At 60.2% G+C, this 20,019-nt stretch carries 14 protein-coding genes; 3 read left to right on the top strand and 11 right to left on the bottom strand.

Features of this window, described 5'->3' with window-relative positions; genetic code table 11:
• Positions 1-6 precede the first annotated feature (6 nt).
• The 9 genes from tpiA to DCC27_RS03295 form a co-directional block, all read right to left on the bottom strand.
• On the bottom strand, positions 7-822 hold the full coding sequence (tpiA, locus tag DCC27_RS03335; RefSeq protein WP_110110115.1) for a triose-phosphate isomerase: 816 nt from the start codon (positions 820-822) through the stop codon (positions 7-9).
• 97 nt (positions 823-919) lie between these two features.
• On the bottom strand, positions 920-2,149 hold the full coding sequence (gene pgk / locus DCC27_RS03330) for a phosphoglycerate kinase (RefSeq protein WP_110110114.1): 1,230 nt from the start codon (positions 2,147-2,149) through the stop codon (positions 920-922).
• Between the two features lie 135 nt (positions 2,150-2,284).
• Positions 2,285-3,286 (bottom strand): type I glyceraldehyde-3-phosphate dehydrogenase, encoded by a 1,002-nt coding sequence (gene gap / locus DCC27_RS03325; RefSeq protein ID WP_110110113.1) that lies wholly within the window; start codon positions 3,284-3,286, stop codon positions 2,285-2,287.
• A 165-nt stretch (positions 3,287-3,451) separates the two neighbouring features.
• A complete protein-coding gene (locus tag DCC27_RS03320; protein ID WP_110110112.1) occupies positions 3,452-4,075 on the bottom strand; it encodes a superoxide dismutase in 624 nt (207 codons plus the stop codon).
• Between the two features lie 237 nt (positions 4,076-4,312).
• The gene (gene whiA, locus DCC27_RS03315) at positions 4,313-5,296 is read right to left on the bottom strand and encodes a DNA-binding protein WhiA (protein ID WP_110101052.1); all 984 of its coding nucleotides are present in this window, start codon (positions 5,294-5,296) and stop codon (positions 4,313-4,315) included.
• A 96-nt stretch (positions 5,297-5,392) separates the two neighbouring features.
• Positions 5,393-6,445 carry a uridine diphosphate-N-acetylglucosamine-binding protein YvcK gene (gene yvcK / locus DCC27_RS03310; RefSeq protein WP_110101051.1) on the bottom strand — a complete coding sequence of 351 codons (1,053 nt, stop codon included), beginning with the start codon at positions 6,443-6,445 and terminating at the stop codon, positions 5,393-5,395.
• The gene (gene rapZ / locus DCC27_RS03305) at positions 6,442-7,353 is read right to left on the bottom strand and encodes an RNase adapter RapZ (RefSeq protein ID WP_110098287.1); all 912 of its coding nucleotides are present in this window, start codon (positions 7,351-7,353) and stop codon (positions 6,442-6,444) included. Before rapZ ends, yvcK begins: the two co-directional genes overlap by 4 nt.
• A 76-nt stretch (positions 7,354-7,429) precedes the next feature.
• A complete protein-coding gene (gene uvrC / locus DCC27_RS03300; protein WP_110110111.1) occupies positions 7,430-9,382 on the bottom strand; it encodes an excinuclease ABC subunit UvrC in 1,953 nt (650 codons plus the stop codon).
• 6 nt (positions 9,383-9,388) lie between these two features.
• The gene (locus DCC27_RS03295; protein ID WP_110098285.1) at positions 9,389-10,078 is read right to left on the bottom strand and encodes a 1-acyl-sn-glycerol-3-phosphate acyltransferase; all 690 of its coding nucleotides are present in this window, start codon (positions 10,076-10,078) and stop codon (positions 9,389-9,391) included.
• A 305-nt stretch (positions 10,079-10,383) separates the two neighbouring features.
• On the opposite strand from DCC27_RS03295, the gene DCC27_RS03290 reads away from it, so the two are divergent.
• Positions 10,384-12,306, top strand: coding sequence for a VanW family protein (locus tag DCC27_RS03290; RefSeq protein ID WP_168186069.1), 1,923 nt, complete (start codon positions 10,384-10,386; stop codon positions 12,304-12,306).
• Between the two features lie 30 nt (positions 12,307-12,336).
• On the opposite strand, the gene uvrA is transcribed toward DCC27_RS03290, so the two are convergent.
• Positions 12,337-15,294: an excinuclease ABC subunit UvrA gene (uvrA, locus tag DCC27_RS03285; protein ID WP_110110202.1), complete on the bottom strand. Its 2,958-nt coding sequence runs from the start codon at positions 15,292-15,294 to the stop codon at positions 12,337-12,339.
• Between the two features lie 294 nt (positions 15,295-15,588).
• On the opposite strand from uvrA, the gene DCC27_RS03280 reads away from it, so the two are divergent.
• Positions 15,589-16,305 (top strand): MBL fold metallo-hydrolase, encoded by a 717-nt coding sequence (locus DCC27_RS03280; RefSeq protein WP_110110109.1) that lies wholly within the window; start codon positions 15,589-15,591, stop codon positions 16,303-16,305.
• Between the two features lie 54 nt (positions 16,306-16,359).
• On the opposite strand, the gene DCC27_RS03275 is transcribed toward DCC27_RS03280, so the two are convergent.
• Positions 16,360-17,205, bottom strand: a complete 846-nt coding sequence (locus DCC27_RS03275) for a methyltransferase domain-containing protein (RefSeq protein WP_110098281.1) — start codon at positions 17,203-17,205, stop codon at positions 16,360-16,362.
• A gap of 138 nt (positions 17,206-17,343) precedes the next feature.
• Between DCC27_RS03275 and DCC27_RS03270 the strand changes: the two genes are divergently transcribed.
• A complete protein-coding gene (locus DCC27_RS03270) occupies positions 17,344-19,980 on the top strand; it encodes an RNA helicase (RefSeq protein ID WP_110110201.1) in 2,637 nt (878 codons plus the stop codon).
• Positions 19,981-20,019: the final 39 nt, after the last annotated feature.

The raw sequence follows: 20,019 nt of genomic DNA, 5'->3' as shown, positions 1-20,019 counted from the left end.
GGCCAGCTAGTCGGTCAACAAATGATGCTCGAACCTAACAATACTAGCAAATTCGGCTTCGTCGAGACTGGCCCCACCGACCAGGGCACCATCGACGTCTTTCTCGCGCATGATGCTGGCCACATTAGCGGCCTTCACCGAACCGCCGTAAAGGATTCGTACCGAGCGGGCCACCTCGGGCCCGTGGTCTTGACTCAGTAACTCACGGATCGCTGAGGCCATTTCTTGAGCGTCCTCAGGGCCAGCGACTTCGCCAGTGCCGATTGCCCAGACCGGCTCGTAGGCAATAACCAGGTCTTGCACGTGCTGGGTGGGTACTTTGGCGATCCCGGCGCGGACCTGGCCCAGGGTGTGCTCGAGATGGCGACGGTCTTCACGCACCTGGAGGTCCTCGCCGACACAGAGGATCGGCACGAGCCCGTGCGTGAAGGCGGCCTGGACTTTGGCGGCCACGATCTCATCGGATTCCTGGTGGACGCTACGACGCTCGGAGTGGCCGACGAGCACGTACCGGCAGTCGAGTTTAGCGAGGAACTGGCCCGAGATATCACCGGTGTAGGCTCCGGAGGCGTGTGGGGAGAGATCCTGGGCTCCCAGAGAGACCGGGAGCTTATCACCGCGGATCAGGGTCTGCACACTGCGGAGATCCGTGAAGGGCGGGAAAACCGCGACCTCAATGGTGTCGAAATCGTGATCGGCATCGTTGAGGGTCCAGCAAAGCTTTTGCACCAGCGTGACGGCCTGCTGGTGGTCGAGGTTCATCTTCCAGTTACCGGCCATCAGCGGGGTGCGGTCATAGACTCCGTTAGTTGTGGAGGTCATGCACAGATCAGTCCTTCATCTTCTCGGGTCCGGTCAGCAAAGGCTCGACGAGCTACGCCGTGCCAACGGTCGGGTTGCACGTGCTACAGAGCCTGCCTTAGTTCTGCAGGGCCTGCACACCGGGTAGCTCGCGTCCTTCCAGATATTCCAGGGAGGCCCCGCCTCCGGTGGAGATATGGCCGAACTGGTCGTCACCGAAGCCCAGATTGCGCACGGCAGCTGCTGAATCGCCACCGCCAACCACGCAAAGTCCATCAACCGCGGTGAGAGCTTCGGCTACGGCCTTGGTGCCGGCCGCGAAGGCGGGTAGCTCGAAGACACCCATCGGGCCGTTCCAGAAGACGGTGTGAGCTGCGCGGATGGTCTGGGCGTAATGGGCTGCCGAGTCGGGCCCGATATCGAGGCCCATGGCCGACTCTCCATAGGTACCAGTTGCCAGACCATCGACGGGTCGAACTTCATGCCCGGCGTCAGCACCGAACGTTTCGGCCATCACGATATCGGTGGGCAACACGATGGTGGCCGCGCGACCTTGGCCGGAGCGCTTCAGGTATTCGGCCACGGTATCGATCTGGTCTTCTTCGAGTAGTGAGGAGCCGACCTGATGCCCCTGCGCGGCGAGGAAGGTGAAAACCATTCCCCCGCCGATCAGTAGCGTGTCGGCCTTGTCGAGCAAGTTATCGATGACCGCAAGCTTATCGGAGACTTTAGATCCGCCCAGGGCCACTACGTAGGGGCGAGCCGGTTCGGTGATCAGCTGGTCGAGTACCTGCAACTCGGTAGCGACCAGGTCACCCTGGTAGGCCGGAAGGTGCCGGGCGATATCGAAGACGGAGGCGTGCTTGCGGTGCACCGCGCCGAAGGCGTCGTTAACATAAACCCCAGTGTCGCCGACCAAGCTTGCCAGTTCAGCTGCCAACTCAGCCCGTTCGCTGTCATCTTTGGAGGTTTCGCGGGGATCGAAGCGGACATTTTCCAGCAACAGGATCGATCCGTCGGCCAGCGCATCGGCCTTGGAACGAGCATCTTCACCGGTCAAATCGGTGGCACGCTGGACCGCGACCGTGGTGAGTTCAGCCAGCCGGGTAGCCACGGGGGCCAGGGAAAATTCGGGGTTGGGCTCACCCTTGGGGCGTCCCAGGTGAGCCATGACGATCACCTTGGCTCCTGCTGTGGCGAGCTTTTCCAGAACCGGCAATGAGGCGCGGATCCGACCGTCGTCCGTGACGGTTCCGGAATCCAGCGGCACGTTCAGATCAGACCGAACCAAGACGTAGCGGGAGCTGACTCCCTGCTCAAGCAAGTCGTTGAGGTTTTGTGCAGGCATAGGAGGAGACCTTTCAAACGGCGATATTCAGGAGCATACACCGGCCCGAGCCGTCCACCGAGCAGTGGACTCGCCCGGGCCGAACGTCTGGTGATCCAGGGGGCTGATGATGTTGTCAGAGCCGAGTTCCAGGGGTTAGAGAGTGTCGGCGGCACGCTCGACGAGGTCAAGCATTTGGCAGGTGTAACCGTACTCGTTGTCGTACCACCCGATAACCTTCACCACGCGACCAATGGACTTGGTCAGCGGGGCGTCATAGGTGCAGGCTGCCGGGGTGGTTGCGATGTCAGCTGAGACCAGCGGGTCGGTGGAGTACACCAGGCGTCCGGAGAGCTCGGGGGTTTCGGAGGCCTTTTTGAAGGCTTCGTTGACCTCCTCGATGGACACCTCGTGGTCGAGCTCGACGGTCAGATCGGTGGCAGAGCCGGTGATCACCGGCACGCGCATTGCGAAACCATCGAGCTTGCCCTTCAGGTCCGGGATCACTTCGCCGATGGCTTTGGCCGCCCCGGTGGAGGTCGGGATCATGTTTTGGGCCGCGGCCCGAGCGCGACGCTGATCCTTGTGCGGGGCATCGACCAGCTGCTGATCGCCGGTATAGGCGTGGATGGTGGTCATAATGCCGTCGACGATGCCGAAGCTATCGTGCAGGGTCTTGGCCATTGGGGCCAAGCAGTTGGTGGTGCAGGAGGCAGCGGAGATGATAGTCATCTCTTCGGTGAGGTTCTGATCGTTGACACCGACCACGAAGGTGCCATCAACGCCTTTTCCGGGGGCGGAGAGCACGACCTTCTTGGCTCCGGCGTTTAGGTGGGCGCTGGCGGCCTGGCGATCCCGGAATTTACCGGTGGATTCAATCACGACATCGATACCAAGCTCGTCCCAGGGCAGGTTGGTCGGGTCCTTTTCCTGGAACACGCGGATCGTTTGGCCGTTGGCGATGATATTGTCGCCGTCGTAGCTGATCTCGTGTGGGTAGTTACCCAGCACCGTGTCGTATTTGGTCAGGAAAAGCAGGTCTTCGGGTTTGGTCAGATCGTTGACGGCCACCAATTCAAGATCGGGGTGGCGAGATTCGATAACCCGTAACGCGTTACGTCCAATACGTCCGAAACCATTGATGGCGATTTTTGTCATGTCAGGTCAAGCCTGCCTTTCGCAAAAGACTGTGTTGCCGTAAGCATGGTAGCGAGGTCGAGATGCTACGCCGGCCTCCCGTTGTCCAGTCTAAACAGCACCGGGGGCACCCTGCTAGGTGCAAGGTGCCCCCGAAGCATGGTTCACGCTACGACAACGCGATGGTTACGGGGTGACCAGACCGGATGCCTGGGAGCGTGCTACCTCAAAGCGCCGCTGAACATCTTCCCAGTTGACGATGTTCCAAATGGCCTTAACGTAATCGGCCTTGACGTTCTGGTAGTCCAGGTAGAAGGCGTGCTCCCACATGTCCAGCTGGAACAGCGGGATGGTCGCCACGGGGACACCGTTCTGCTGATCGTAGAACTGCTCGATGACCAGGTTGCCACCGATCGGCTCGTAAGCCAGGATCGCCCAGCCCGAACCCTGGATACCCAGAGCGGCTGCGGTGAAGTGGTCGCGGAAGGAATCGAAGGAACCGAAGTACTCGTCGATGGCGGCAGCCAACTCGCCGGTGGGCTTGTCGCCACCGTTCGGGGAGAGGTTCTTCCAGAAGATGGAGTGGTTGGTGTGACCACCCAGGTTGAAGGCCAGATCCTTGGAGAGCTGGTTGATCGCGGAGAAGTCACCGGCTTCGCGAGCTGCCTCCAGCTTTTCCAGCGCGGTGTTGGCGCCTTTTACGTAGGTATTGTGGTGCTTATCGTGGTGAAGCTCCATGATGCGGCCGGAGATATGGGGCTCCAGGGCTGCGAAATCGTAGTCTAGGTCGGGCAGAACGTACTTTTCCACGTTTCCTCCTCATACATCCCCCACGGTGGCGTCTGGCGGTGGGGCCACGCACGCAGGGCAGGGTTTTTGATCAGTTCTGTCAGCCGGTGCGGTGTGTCGACCATAAGCTGTCGTGATCGCTCCGGCGAACAGCGACGGGACGCGTCTTCAAGGCCACGCCCGTTGATTCTCATCCTAGACAACCTAACCCGGTAGCGATCAAGAGCACACTGACTCGGATCAGCTCAGGGCGAGAGTTTAGTCATCTTCGCGTAATTCTTCAGGCACGACGTCGTGGGTATTGGGAATGTTTTCCTCGGCGGCACGCTTATCGGCCATGGCCAATAACCGGCGAATACGACCGGCGATGGCGTCTTTGGTCATCTGCGGTTCGGCCAGTCGCCCCAGTTCATCCAGGGAGGCATGCTGGTGCTCGATGCGGAGCCTGCCGGCGTATTCCAGGTGTTCGGGCACATCGTCTTCCAGGATCTCCAGGGCGCGAGCGACCCGGGCGCCGGCGGCCACGGCGGCCTGGGCGGAGCGACGGAGGTTCGCGTCGTCGAAGTTGGCCAGCCGGTTGGCAGAGGCCCGAACTTCTTTGCGGGTACGGCGCTCTTGCCAGACTTTAACGGTCTCAGTGGCCCCCATGGCAGTGAGCAGGTCGGCAATGGCATCTCCATCGCGAATCACGACTCGATCGGATTGGCGTACTTCGCGCGCCTTGGCCATCACGCCCAACCGACGGGCAGCACCGACCATGGCCAGAGCAGCTTCGGGTCCGGGTGCGGTGACCTCCAGGGCGGAAGAACGGCCCGGCTCGGTCAGGGAACCATGGGCCAGGAAGGCCCCGCGCCAGGTAGCGGCGGCATCGGCCGTGGAGCCGTTGACGATCGCCGGTGGCATGCCACGAACCGGACGTCCGCGGGGGTCGACCAAACCGGTCTGGCGGGCCAGTTCGGCTCCACCGGCCAACACACGGATCACATAACGGTCCCCGTGGCGCAAATTTTGGCCGGAGACGCGGATCACTTCGGTTTGGTGGCCGTAGAGCCCTTGGATCGTCTGGCACAGACGCTGGGCCGCTTCGTGGCGGTCGAGTTCGGTCTCGACCACGATGCGACCGGAGATGAGGTGGATACCACCGGCGAAACGCAACATGGCCACGGCCTCAGCGGCGCGCTCCGAGGAGGTGGTGACCGGAATCTGGCACAGCTCTTGCTTCACAGCGGCTGTCAGTGCCATGCAATACCCTCTTTCGACAACGGCACATCGGCAAGATGGCCCGAGTGTTTTATCGAGTGTTTCCGCGCCACCAGGTGTGACGCAACTGGCGAGCAATCATGAGAACCGCGAAAAGATCTCGTCGAAAGCCACCGCCAGTTTCAGTGGATCGTGGATCCCATCGCGCTGATCGTCCAATACCCTACTAAAAACTGCTTCAGCGCCAAGTTTTTCTGCTGTCTGCTCAAACTGGTCGCGGTCGGCATCATCGACCACGGAGTGATCGACAATGATCGCGTCAAAACGCAGTTGGGGAGCGTACTGATGGAGCACCTCCAGGTGGTCGGCGGCGCACATGTTGTTGGTCTCGGTGGTATTGGGTTGCAGGTTCATCACCAGGGCGCGTTGTGCGGTGGTTTGGATCAGCGCGTTGCGCAGCTGGGGTAACAGCAAGTGGGGCAAGACTGAGGTGAACCAGGACCCGGGACCCAGCACAACCCAGTCGGAAAGATCGATGGCTTCTAGCGCTTCGGGGGTGGCCGAGGCGGTGTCCGGGTCGAGACGGATCGAGACCACCGAGCCGGCGGCAGCGGCGCGGGCCAACTCAGCCTGACCGGTGATGGTTTCCCGGATCAGTTCTCCCTGATCGTTGCCCGAGAGCACCGTACCGGAGATGGTCAGCGGGACCCGGGACATCGGCAGCACCGTGCCGCGGGCTCCCAACAGGGCTCCGGCCCATTGCAGTCCGGCGACCGAATCGCCCAGTAACTCGCCCAGAGCCACGATCAACAGGTTGCCCAGCGCGTGGTTGTTCAGGGTCCCCGGAGTGCCATCGGCGCGTTGAGTTATGAAACGGTGTTGCATCGTATCGCGCCACGTTCTCCCCCAGTCGGTGTCATCACACAGCGCGGCCAGAGCCATCCGGAGGTCCCCGGGAGGGATCACGTCGAGTTCTTGGCGGATCACGCCAGAGGAACCGCCGTCATCGGCCACGGTCACCACGGCGGTGAGTTCACCGGCGATGAGTCGCAACGCTGACAGCGTCGAGTACAGTCCGTGGCCACCACCCAGTGCGGTGACTTTCAGCGCGGGAGCATGGTGCCCGGATTTACGGGCCGCATTAGAACGGGAGGGGGTCAGCGGTAGCTGACCGGTGTAATGCACGCTCATTCTCGGCCCCGATCTCGGTGGGAAATGGTGACTTTCAGCCCGGGCTGTTGTCGTAAGCGACGCCCCAGTTCTTCGGCAATCGCCACCGAGCGGTGTTTACCACCGGTGCACCCGATGGCCAGGGTGGCATAGTGCTTATTTTCGGCCCGGTAGCCCTCCATCACCGGGTGCAGGGCTTGGACGTAGTGATCCAGAAAAATATTCACTCCGGGCTTGGCAAGCACGAATTCTGACACGGGCTCATCGAGTCCGGTCAACGGGCGCAGCTCGGGCACCCAGTGCGGGTTGGGGATGAAGCGCACGTCGGCTAAGAAATTGGCGTCTTGGGGCACCCCATACTTGAAACCGAAGCTCAGGACATTGATGCGCAGCACGATCGGGCCCTGATCTGAAAACAGGTCCCGGGTGGCCTTGGTGAGGTCGTGGACATTCATCTTCGAGGTGTCGAGGATGAGCTCGGCCTGGTCGCGAAGATCTTCGAGCAGTTCTCGTTCGCGACCGATCCCGTCATTAATGCGACCATCGCCCTGCAACGGGTGCGGGCGACGTCCGGATTCGAAACGCCGGACCAGGACCGCGTCATCAGCGTCAAGGAACAGCACCCGCAGCTCGGTGCCATCGACCCGCAACTGGTGCATGGCTTCCTGGACCGAGGTGAAAAATTCTTTGCTTCGCACATCAACCACGAGGGCGAGCTTGAGACCCGTGCTTTCGGTGGTCTTGGAGATCAGCTGTGACATGGTCACGAACAGTTGCGGTGGCAAATTATCGACCACATACCAGCCCTGGTCTTCTAAGGCGTGGGCGGCGGTAGTCCGTCCGGCACCGGACATTCCGGTAATGATCAGGACCTCGGTGCGGGGTGGTTTGACAGGTTCCAGCTCGGAGGGTTCCACGGGTGTCGTCATGCCGTTAAGACTACTCACTTCGCGCCCGAAGATCGCCGGGAGCACGACGGTTAATCTGCGCAAGAGTCTCAGCTGCTCAGGAGTCCTGGGAACCTTCGGCTTGCTGCGTCTTGTCCGGGTGTAGGGCCGTATAAATCGTCTCAGCCAGCGCCGGCCCGATCCCTTGGGCATTTTGGAGTTGGTCCACAGTGGCGGCGGTGATCTTTTTGACAGACCCAAATTCGGCCAACAGCGCTTTGCGTTTGGCCGGGCCCAGTCCAGCAATGTCGTCGAGAGCGGAGTGGGTCATGGCCTTGGCGCGACGTTTGCGGTGGGCGGTGATCGCGAACCGGTGGGACTCATCGCGTAGCCGTTGCAACAGGTAGAGCCCCTCTGAGCTGCGTGGTAGCACCAACGGGAAGTCATCACCGGGGACCCACAGCTCTTCGAGGCGCTTGGCCAAACCGACCACTGGAATATCGTCGATCCCAAGGTCGGCCAGCGCCTGGGCGGCCGACGCGACCTGCGCCGGTCCCCCATCAACGACCACCAGAGAGGGCGGATAGGAGAAGCGTTGACGGTCCTGATCGTCCTCGGCGGCCAGCTCAGCTGGATCCAGTTGCCCCGAGAAAGGCTCAGGGGTGTTAGCTTGTTCCTGCAGATACTTCTTGAACCTGCGGGTGAGCACATCGTCCATGGCTCGGGTGTCGTCCCGGGCGGCTTCGCCGGTGACGTTAAACAGGCGATAGTCGCGTTTTTTTGGCAGACCATCTTCAAATACCACCATGGACCCAACTACATTGGTGCCCTGGGTGTGGGAGATGTCGTAGCATTCGATCCGCAACAGCGGTTCATGCAGGCCCAGAGCTTGCTGGAGTTCTTTCAGGGCCGCTGATCGGGCGGTAATATCTCCGGAGCGACGAGATTTGTGCAACCGTAGGGCCTCCACGGCGTTGTCTTTGACGGTATGCATCAGATCCTTTTTGGCGCCTCGCTGCGGGACCCGCAAATTCACGTGGGCGCCACGACGCTCTTCAAGCCAGGATTCTAAACCCGACACCTCGCCGGGCAAGACCGGGACCAAGACCTCGGCAGGGATGCGGTCTTGATCATCGAGCTGGCCATAGACTTGCTGAAGGAGTTGTTCGATCAGATCTTGTTCGGAGACGTCTTCGACCTTTTCCACCACCCAGCCACGCTGACCACGAATCCGGCCGTCGCGAATGTGGAAGACCTGGAAAGCGGCTTCTAGCTCGTCATCGGCGAAGGCAAAAATATCGGCTTGGGTATTTTCGGGTAGCACCACCGCGTTGCGTTCAAAGACTTTGTTCAACGCGGCAATGTCGTCGCGATAGCGGGCGGCATCCTCGTAGCGCAACTCGGCCACGGCCTCGGCCATTTTGGTCTCGAGTTCCCTGACGTAAGGCCGGATGTTGCCGTTCATAAAACTGATGAAGTCGTGGGCAAGTTGGCGATGGTCGGCTTCGGAAATATTGCCCACACAAGGGGCGGAGCACTTGTCGATGTATCCCATCAGACACGGTCGACCGGACAGTTCGGCCCGGCGAAATACTCCGGCCGAGCAGGTGCGGACCGGGAAGACACGCAACAACAGGTCCATGGTTTCACGAATAGCTTTGACCGGGTGGAAGGGACCAAAGTACTTCACACCGGGACGTTTATCTCCCCGCATCACCATCACCCGCGGGAAGCGCTCATTGATGGTCACCGCCAGATACGGATACGACTTATCGTCGCGGTACATAATGTTATAGCGCGGGGTGAACTGTTTGATCCAGGTGTATTCCAACTGGATCGCCTCTTGCTCACTGGCGACAATGGTCCATTCCACACCGCTGGCAGAGGTGACCATGGCTCGGGTTTTCGGGCTCAGTTGGTGCGGCGAGGCGAAATAGGACGTCAGCCGGTTCCGGAGGTTTTTTGCTTTGCCCACATAGATAATCCGGCCGGTGGCGTCTTTGAACCGGTAGACCCCGGGGTCGGTGGGAATATCCCCGGTACGTGGTCGATAGGTTGCGGGATCAGCCACAGCTGATCAGTTCTCCGTATCCTGCTCGGCCGAGGCGGCGGAATTATAGGAATCCACACGTTCTTGGCCGGTTAACTGAGCGATCGCGTCCATAATCTCATCGGTGATCTGGCGGCGAAGCTTGGGCTTGTGCTTCGGGCCAATTTTTTCAAACTGCAGGGGCTCTCCCACCGTAAGCCCGAATTTATGGGGCACGATCAAGTTACGTCCCGGAGGTTGCAGACGGTCGGTTCCAGTCAGTCCCACCGGAATGACCGGTGCGCCGGTGGTCAAGGCCAACCAGCCGACCCCGGTCTTACCACGGTAGAGTCGGCCATCGCGGGAGCGAGTGCCTTCGGGGTAGATGCCCACGCCTTCACCGTTGTCCAGGAATTCCACCAGCCGATCCAGGGCAGCCACTGAGGCGGCTTTTTGTCCACGATCCACCGGAATAGATCCGACCGATTCGAAGAAACTCTTCTGGAGCTTGCCTTTGATCCCCGGTGCGGTGAAGTATTCGGCTTTGGCGAAAAACCGCACCAGACGCGGGAGCATACTTTGTAGCAACACCGAGTCAAAGAATGACAGATGATTGGAGGCGACGATGAACCCTCCGGTGTCGGGAATGTGGTCCAACCCCGAAATGTCAGGGCGACACGTGACCTTCACGAGGCCACGAAATCCGATCCGCACCGGATTTCGTTCGCGCAATCGCATGAAGCTCCTCACAAATGATGGTGGTAGTGATGACAACCGAAATTGCTACCCAGCATGATCTCAGCCGGTGGACAGCACGATTATACCCGTTGACCAGCAGCACCAGCACCGTTGCGTGATCAGCTCACCTTACGGAGCGCTACCGTCGGGTCACTACGATCCCAACACACGCATCGTTGCAGTGTGCGGAAGCGATTTTCCTCGGTACAATCCTTAGGTGTTGCCAGCCTGTACAGGCTCCGACTGCTCCCATCGATCACCATATGTGCACTCAGAGTGCACAGAATTTTCTGGAATCACACAGTATGCCCATTGAACACGATCATCCCGCTGCCCATCACGATTCGGCCGGCTCTGCCACCGAGTCCCCTCGCTCACGACGCATCTGGCCATGGGTGCTGGGCGGTGGCATCGTCGTGTTGGGCGTGGGCGTCTATGTCGGCACTGCCATGGCTTTTGAGGATCGCCTACCAGCGAACTTCACCGTCGAGGGAATCGATGTGTCGGGCATGAATGTTGACCAAGCCCAGCAGAAGGTCGAGGACGAGTTGGACGAACGAGCCTCTCGTGAGTTGACCCTGGTGGGAGACATCCAGTCCCAGGACAGTGCCACGGGGGACGAAACCCCCACAGTAGACGATGCGACTCAGGACGATGTGACCGCCACCGTGGTGCCCGAAGAGATTGGCTTGGACTACGACGTCGACGGTGTACTGCAGGAGTATCGTGGCCTGAATTTCTCCCCGGTGGTGTTGTGGCAACGCCTCACCGGTGAAGGCCACCGTGAGGCGGAGACGACGATCGATGAATCTCAGGCCACCGAGGCGCTGCGCGGTCTTTCCGAGCAGATGAGCCAGGAACCCGTCGAAGGGTCGGTGACCTTCAACGCCGGTGACGTGGCATACCAGGCTCCCGTGTCGGGCGTGGGAATCACCGCCGAAGGGCTCGCAAGTCACGTGGAGGAGAACTGGTTGCAGGAATCCGAGGAGATCCATGTTCAGGGCGAGACCCTGGAGCCTCAAATCTCCGCTGACACCTGGCAGAGCTTCGTGGAAAACACCGCCGAACCACTCGTCGCTGACTCTTATACGGTCACTGCCGGCGAGGCCTCCACTGAGCTCACCCCGGAGCAGTTGGGGGAAGCAGCCCAGGTGGACACCGGAATGCAGGGCCCTTCAGCCACCGCAGACAGTTCGGAAGATAGCGAGGAATCTGAGGCATCAACGGACTCGACGGGCTCGACAGCGTCGATGCAGGAGTCATCGAGCGAGGGCACCGGCGATGCGACACCGTCTTTGGAACTGGACGAGGACTCGTTGGTCGCATCGCTGGAGGCCAATGAGGACGGGTTCGCTTCCTCGGCTACCGATGCGACGGTCAAGCTCAGTGGAAAGGCTGGATCGGCTCGTCCGGAGGTAGTCCCGGGAGAAAGCGGCACCGGGATAGCGGGTGAGGAAGTCGCTGACGCTATTGAGCAGGACCTGGCGCAGGATCAGACCCGCAGTGTCGAAGTCGAGGTCAAATCCCAGGATCCGGAGGTGACCACAGAGGATGCTGAAGCCTGGGATGTCACCCACGAGGTCGCAGAGTTTTCGACGCCGTATCCGGATGATCCCACGCGTACGCCGAACCTTGAGGTGGGTGCTGAACGCGTCAACGGGACCGTGGTGATGCCCGGCGAGGAATTCAACCTGGCCGAGGCCCTGGGCCCGGTGACCGAAGCCAACGGTTACGTTTCTTCCGGTGTCGTCCAGTCGGGTGTGACCGCGCAAGCGGTCGGTGGCGGTGTCTCGCAAATTGCGACCATGGCCTATAACGCTGGCTTCTTATCGGGGATGGACATTAAAGAACACCGTCCCCACTCGCGCTGGTTTGACCGCTATCCTAAGGGCCGGGAATCGACATTCTGGGAAGGCCAAATCAACGTCCGCTGGCTCAATGACACCGATGCTCCCGTGATTGTCGAAATGTGGCTGGACGATGAGAAAGTTCACGTGCGCGTGTGGGGCAACGACTACTACGATGTGTCGATGTCAACCTCAGAGCCGTATAACTACACCAATTCGCAGACCATCACCTCGAGCGAACCCAACTGTGTTCCGGAAGCCGGTGGCCGACAGGGGTTCACCGTGGACGTCACACGCTCGCGTACCGATCCTGAGGGCAACACCGATGACGAGTCCTGGACCTGGACCTACTCGGCATGGCCTCGGGTGATCTGTCAATAGGACTCGGGACTCGGGGAATCCTCCACGTGGTTAGTCCTGTGCGCCATGGAGTAGCGGGGCCAGGTATTGACCGGTATAGGACCCCTGGACGGTGGCCACCTGTTCGGGGGTTCCGGTGGCGACGACCTGGCCACCACCGGAACCGCCTTCGGGTCCCATATCGATAATCCAGTCGGCTGATTTCACCACGTCCAGGTTGTGTTCGATGGTGATCACGGTATTGCCCTTATTAACCAGCCGAGTCAACACCAACAACAGCTTACGGATATCTTCAAAGTGCAGGCCAGTGGTCGGTTCATCAAGCACATAGACCGCCCGCCCTGCCGTGCGTTTTTGCAGTTCGGTGGCGAGTTTGACCCGCTGAGCTTCACCACCGGATAGTGTGGTCGCCGGTTGGCCTAGCTTCACGTAGCCAAGGCCGACATCGACCAGTGTGTTCAGATAACGAGAGATCTTTCCGTAGGCGGAGAAGAACTCGGCGGCCTCAGCGATCGGCATATCCAGCACTTCGGCAATATTTTTGCCCTTATAGTGGACCTCGAGAGTTTCGCGGTTATACCGGGCTCCGTGACAGACCTCGCAGGGCACATAGACATCCGGCAAGAAGTTCATTTCGATCTTTAGTGTGCCATCACCGGAGCAGGCCTCACAGCGACCACCCTTGATATTGAAGGAGAATCGGCCGGGCTGATAGCCACGCACTTTTGCTTCGGGGGTGTCAGCGAAGAACTTACGGATCGCGTCGAAGACGCCGGTATAGGTAGCTGGGTTGGACCGAGGCGTACGTCCGATCGGGGACTGATCGACGTGGACCACCTTGTCCAACTGGTCCAGACCCGTGACTTTCTTATGCCGGCCCGGCACCAGGCGCGCGTTATTGAGTTCATTGGCCATGACCTTGTACAGGACCTCATTGACCAGGGTGGACTTCCCCGATCCGGAGACACCGGTCACCGCGATGAAAGTTCCCAAGGGGAAGTCGACGGTGACGTTATCGAGGTTATTTTCGCGGGCGCCGACCACTCGGACGATCCGCTGGCGGTCAATCGGTCGGCGGGTCGCGGGAACGTCGATGGTGCGTCGATGAGCCAAATAGTCGCCAGTGATCGAGCGGGTGTTGTTTTTGAGATCTTCGAGCGAACCGGAGTGGACCACCTCTCCCCCGGCCCGTCCGGCAGCCGGGCCAATATCGACAATCCAGTCGGCAGCTTCAATGGTTTCCTCATCATGTTCGACCACGATCAAGGTATTGCCCAAATCCCGCAGGCGCAATAATGTGCCAATCAGGCGGGAGTTATCGCGCTGGTGGAGCCCGATCGAGGGCTCGTCGAGTACGTAGAGCACCCCGACCAGACCGGATCCGATTTGGGTGGCTAGCCGGATACGCTGGGCTTCACCACCCGAGAGAGTGGCTGCCGGGCGTTCCAGGTTCAGATAGTCCAGACCAACATCGATCAAGAAGTGCAACCGGGCGTTGATTTCTTTGAGCACCTGGTCGGCGATTTTGGCGTCCCGGTCACTGAGTTGCAAGTTCTCCATGAAGTCAATGGTGTCTTCCATGGGCATGGCCGAGACCTCGGCGATTGATTTTCCCCCAACCATCACCGACAGCGAAGTGGGGTTCAGCCGGGCACCGTGGCAATCCGGGCAGGCCACCTGGCGCATATAGGACTCATACCGATCACGGGCGTGATCGGATTCGGTTTCGGCGTATTTGCGCTTAATGTAGTCCACCACGCCCTCGAAACCGGACGTGTAACGCCGTTCCCGACCCCACCGGTTGCGGTATGCCACTTCGACCTTGTAATTATTGCCGTGCAACAGCGCTTTTTTGGCCTTGGCGGGCAACTCTTTCCACGGGGTGGTCATCGAAAAGCCCAGCTCATCGGCCAGACCTGCCATCAGCCGTTGCCAATACTGGGAGGCGGCTTTACCCATGTGCCAGGGTGCGATCGCGCCTTCTTCCAGGCTCAGATCCGGGTCTGGGATCACTAAGTCCTGATCAACCTGCAACCGGGAGCCGATACCGGTACAGGTCGGGCAGGCGCCGAAGGGGCTATTGAAGGAGAACGAGCGGGGTTCGATTTCGTCAATGGTCTGCACGTGCCCGTTGGGGCAGGACAGCTTTTCGGAAAACGACCGATATTTGGCCCGGCCCTGCTCATCTTCGGCGACCCATTCGGCGGTGTTCTTTTTCTCCGGGTCAATCTCGGCTTTGACGTCGACGAAATCGACGACCAAGATCCCCTCGGCAAGTTTCAGGGCGGTTTCGACCGAGTCGGTCAGTCGGGTGCGGATACCGTCGCGGATCACCAGCCGGTCAACGATCACGGCGATATTGTGCTTGTACTGTTTCTGCAGCTTGGTGGCCTCGGCCAGCTGGATCTGCTCTCCGTCCACGATGGCGCGGGAGAAGCCTTGCTGGGAGAGCTCGGCAAAGAGGTCGGCGAATTCGCCCTTGCGGCCGCGCACCACCGGGGCCAGGATCTGGAAGCGGGTTTTCTCCGGTAATTCCAGCAACTGATCGACGATTTGTTGCGGGGTCTGCTGGGAGGCAGGCTCACCGCACTCCGGGCAGTGCGGAGTCCCGATCCGGGCCCACAGCAGGCGCATATAGTCGTGGATTTCGGTGATCGTGCCCACGGTGGACCGAGGGTTCTTCGAAGTGGATTTCTGGTCGATCGATACCGCCGGGGAGAGTCCCTCAATAAAATCAACCTGGGGCTTATCGACACGGCCCAAGAACATCCGGGCATAGGCAGACAGTGATTCCACGTACCGGCGTTGGCCCTCGGCGAAGATGGTGTCAAACGCCAAGGACGACTTACCGGAGCCAGATAGTCCGGTAAACACCACGAAAGCATTGCGAGGAATATCGATACTGACATTTTTCAGATTGTGCTCACGGGCGCCGGCCACAATGATCCGGTCGGCTTCGACCGAATCATGGTGAGCGACGGTCTGTCCCGGGTGGGGTCCCGAGGCCAGCGAGTAGTTCTCTGAACCGGTCGAGGTAGTGGTCACGGTATCGTCTAGGTCCTCTCCGACTTACACGGTCGCAGTTGTTCTCAGGTCGTTGTCAGTCAGATCGCGAGCAGCTCGTGATCAGGAATTCTCCCGCTGTGCTACCAGGGCACAGGCAGTGACACAGCGCGGAGCCGACAAGCCTACCTGCTCTATGGTAGTCCGGTCTGCCGGTATGTTTGCCGACAGCTAATCCGGCCCTGAGCGCGTCGGTGCTGACCTGTACAGTCAGCCCACCCAGACCCTAAACTGAGCGCTATGCCCAGTCACGATACCTCGACCCAGCCCAGCAACCACCCCGCAGCCGGTGAGATTCGCGTGATCGCGGACCTGCCACAGGTCACCATCCGCAGCCGCTGGGTCTCCGAGATGCGCAATAACGTCTACCTGCTGACCTCCAAGTGTTCCGGTACGCAAGTGCTTATTGATGCTGCCGACTTCCCCGAGGCCATTGACGAGCTGCTGGAATCCGCCCGTGCCGATACCCCCTGTGAACCGCACGTGGCGGTCATTATTACCACCCACCAGCACTGGGACCACATCCGGGCGCTGGCCGCGGTGGCCGAGACCACCGGGGCACCGACCGCGGCCGGTGCTGCCGATGCCGAGGCCATTGCAGAAGCTACCGGCGTGGCTCCGACCGTGGTGCTCCACCACGGTGACACCGCCCAGTTCGACGGGATCAGCCTGGATGTGATTGGATTGCGCGGGCACACCCCGGGATCGGTAGCCCTGGCCTATCGAGCGGACGACGACGAGTCGCCGGTGATTTTCAGCGGTGATTCGCTCTTCCCTGGAGGTGTGGGCAATACGGACCAGGACCCCCAACGCTTTGCGCAACTGTTTGCCGATGTCACCGCGCGAGTGTTTGATCGCTATCCCGACGACACGGTGGTGTTGCCTGGACATGGCGATCACACCACCCTGGGCGCGGAGCGTCCGCACTTGGACGAGTGGAAACAACGCGGCTGGTAACCCGGCCCAAGACCGGGCTGATCCGGTGACGAGCGGTACTGGCGGTACCGATGGTTAGATGGTGTAGTCCAGCTCTTTATGGCCTACCACGAACACCCGGCGCATCGGGAAGATGGTGACCACGGTGCCATCCGGACTGGTGTAGGGCGGGTAGTCGTGCAACATCCGCTCTCGGTATTCACTCAGATATGCGGCTTGCAGATTGGAGCCGTCGCGCTCATCAATCTCGGCAAGACCTTGGAGCACCGGACGCAGGGCGGCACCTTTTACCCAGTTGTAGACCGGTTCTTCCCCGGTCAGTACCTGGTGATAGGTGGTCTCCCACACATTGGGTCGGAATCCCCGACGGATCAGCGTGTGCGTGTATTCTCGCGGGGTGTAGATCGATTCGCCGGTGTAGGTCCGTTGGGAGGCTTCAGCATATTCGGGCCGATTCGCCAGCTCGGCAATCGTCCTGTGGGAGGGTGCCGAATAATTGCCGGGGACCTGCATCGCAAACCAGGCACCCGGTGACATCTGCCCCAACCAGCGGTCCATCAATTGCCGGTGGTTGGGTATCCACTGCAACATGGCATTGGAGACCACCACGTCCACCGAGGCATCGGGCTCCCACTGTTCGGCCTCGATGTGCTCAAACCGCAGGTTCGTGGGGGCCTGTGGGTCGTCCTGAAGGCTGAGGCGAGCTTCTTGAACCATTTCTCGGGAGGAATCCAGACCAATGACCTCCGCCTGCGGCCACCGTTGGGCCAGGGTGCGGGTCATGTTCCCGGGCCCGCATCCCATATCCACCACGGTGCGGGGTTGATCGGCGTAGATCGCAGCACTGAGATCATAGAAGGGACGGGCCCGGTGCCCGGCGAAGACAGCATACTGGCTAGGATCCCAGATGAAATTCTCCATACCTCTACCGTAGACCCGCGCAACGGTGGTGCCGATGGGGCACTGACACGCAAAGAAACAGATCGTCTGGGTGCCGGCTCTGCGGTGCCGGTCTACGGCCACTGAAGCGAGCGCGCAACTGCCGTAGAGTACGAGATGATGCTTTTGACTGACGTTCTTCCCGACCACCAAGACCGCACCGCCCAGGATCCGGCTGAGCTCTACGACCGTTTCACGCAGTGGGTCGGCTCCCGTGGCATCACGCTGTATCCGGCCCAGGACCAGGCGGTCACCGAGCTGTTGGAATCCAAGAACGTCATTATGGCCACCCCGACCGGATCTGGGAAGTCGATGGTGGCTTTGGCCACGCACTTTTTGTCGTTGGCCCACCACCAGGTGTCTTACTACACCGCACCGATCAAGGCGTTGGTCTCAGAAAAATTCTTCGACCTAGTGGATATTTTTGGGGCCGAGAACGTGGGAATGATCACCGGGGATGCTTCGGTGAATGCTCAGGCGCCGATTATTTGTTGCACCGCGGAAATTCTGGCGAATGTGGCCCTGCGGGAAGGCACCGGACTGGACATCGGCCAGGTGATCATGGACGAGTTCCACTACTACGCCGATCCGGCCCGTGGCTGGGCCTGGCAGGTCCCGCTGATTGAGCTTCCCCAGGCCCAGTTCTTGCTGATGAGCGCCACCCTGGGCGACACCACCCGGTTCGAACAGCGCCTCACCGAGGCAACCGGCAAGCCCACTGTGACCGTTACCGCCGCCACCCGGCCGATTCCGTTGCACTTTAGCTACTCCGAGCAGTCGGTGGTCCACCGGGCAGAACAGTTGGTGGCAGCCGATCAGGCACCGATCTATATTGTGCACTTCTCGCAACTGGACGCCGTTGAGCAGGCCAGCAATCTCTCCTCGCTGGCGGTCCTGAGCAAAGCAGAGCAAGCGCAACTGGCCGAACAGCTGGAGACCTTTCCCTTCCAGGCCGGGTTTGGCAAGACGCTGAAAAGGCTCCTCAAGGCCGGGATCGGAGTTCATCACGCCGGAATGTTGCCCAAGTATCGCCGGTTGGTTGAAAAGCTCGCTCAGCAGGGCACACTGAAAATCATCTGCGGTACCGACACGCTGGGTGTGGGTATTAACGTGCCGATTCGCACCGTGTTGATCACCGCGCTGAGTAAGTTTGATGGGCGCAAAACCCGGCACCTGAATGCTCGCGAATTTCACCAGATCGCCGGCCGGGCCGGACGTGCCGGTTTTGATACTGCCGGTTATGTGGTCGTTCAAGCACCCGAGCATGTGATTGAGAATCAAGCCGAGCAGGCCAAATTGGAACAGAAATTTGCCGGCATTAAAGATCCGCAGGAGCGGGCCCGGCGCATCAAACAGTCCAGCAAGTCCTCGGCAAAGAAAAAACCGCCGGAAGGTTTTGTGTCGTGGTCGGAAAAGACCTTCGACAAGCTGGTCGCTGCTGAGCCGGAGCCGATGGTCTCGCAGCTGCGGATCAACCACTCGATGGTGTTGAACCTGGTCGAACGAGTGGGGAACCCGGTCCGGCATGTGCGTCGGTTGATCACGCGCTCGGACGAGACCCCTGCTCGGCAGGCGCAATTACAGCGAGAGGCGATCGGCATCCTGCGCGAGTTACTGGCCACAGGCGTGCTGGTCAAATCCGACACCCCAGATGAGTTTGGTCGTCAACTCGAGATCACGGTAGATCTGCAACCGGATTTTGCACTGAACCAGCCGCTGTCGCCATTTGCCTTGGCGGCGTTTGAGCTATTGGACCCGGACAGCCCCACGTATGCCCTGGATATGGTCTCGATCGTGGAGGCCACCCTGGATTCGCCACGACAGATTCTGTCTGCCCAGACCAAGAAGGCCAAGGACGAGAAGATGGCCGAGATGAAGGCCGAGGGGCTGGAGTATACCGAGCGGATGAACATCTTGGACCAAACCACCTACCCGCAACCGCTCGGTGAGCTTCTCGAGCAACAGTTCGCGGTGTATGCGCAGGCAGCCCCCTGGCTGAAAGATTTTGAGCTGGAACCTAAGTCGGTGGTGCGCGATATGTACGAACGTGCGATGAGCTTTGGCGAGTTCGTCAGCTTTTACTCCTTGGCTCGCTCTGAAGGCGTGGTGTTGCGGTATCTGACCGATGCGGCGAAGGCCATGCGCCAGACTATCCCCCAGGATGTGCGCACTGCCGAGATCGAGATGATCCAGGACTGGCTGGATACCATGATCCGGTTCACCGATTCCTCGCTGTTAGAGGAATGGGAGGACCTGATTGCCGGCGATATCGACCAGGCGCGAGAAGAATATGAGAATCCTGAGCCTCCCAGCCCTCCGAAGCTCACCGAGCAGACCGGCGTGTTCCGGGTGATGATCCGCAATGCCATGTTTCGGCGGGTACAGCTCTTTGGGGCAGAGAAGGACGCGGAGCTGGAAGGGATGGATTATCTGCCTGAGGGCGCCATCCCGTTCACCAGCGATAATTGGGCCGACGCGCTGGATGATTTCTTCGCCGACTACGAGGACCTGGACGATACCGCCTCGGCACGCGACCCGAAGTTATTACGGATCAACACCGAGCCGCAGCTGGGCCCTGGCGAGTTGGACGATCTCGGGGCCAGCCCCGGTGATTACTGGAGTATTACCCAAGTGCTCGTGGATCCCGAGGCAAACTACGACTGGGCACTGAATGCTGTGGTGCATTTGGCGGCCTCCAACGAGCAGGGGGCCCCAGCGATCACGATGCTATCGGTGGGTGAACCAATCGAAGGCTAGCACATACAGTAAAGGAGTGATTCCGTGGAGTCCGTCTCG

The organism is Auritidibacter sp. NML130574 (assembly GCF_003185725.2).
Lineage (GTDB): Bacteria > Actinomycetota > Actinomycetes > Actinomycetales > Micrococcaceae > Auritidibacter > Auritidibacter ignavus.
Note: the sequence above shows the minus strand (reverse complement) of the source record. Positions and strands in the feature narration are given on the sequence as shown.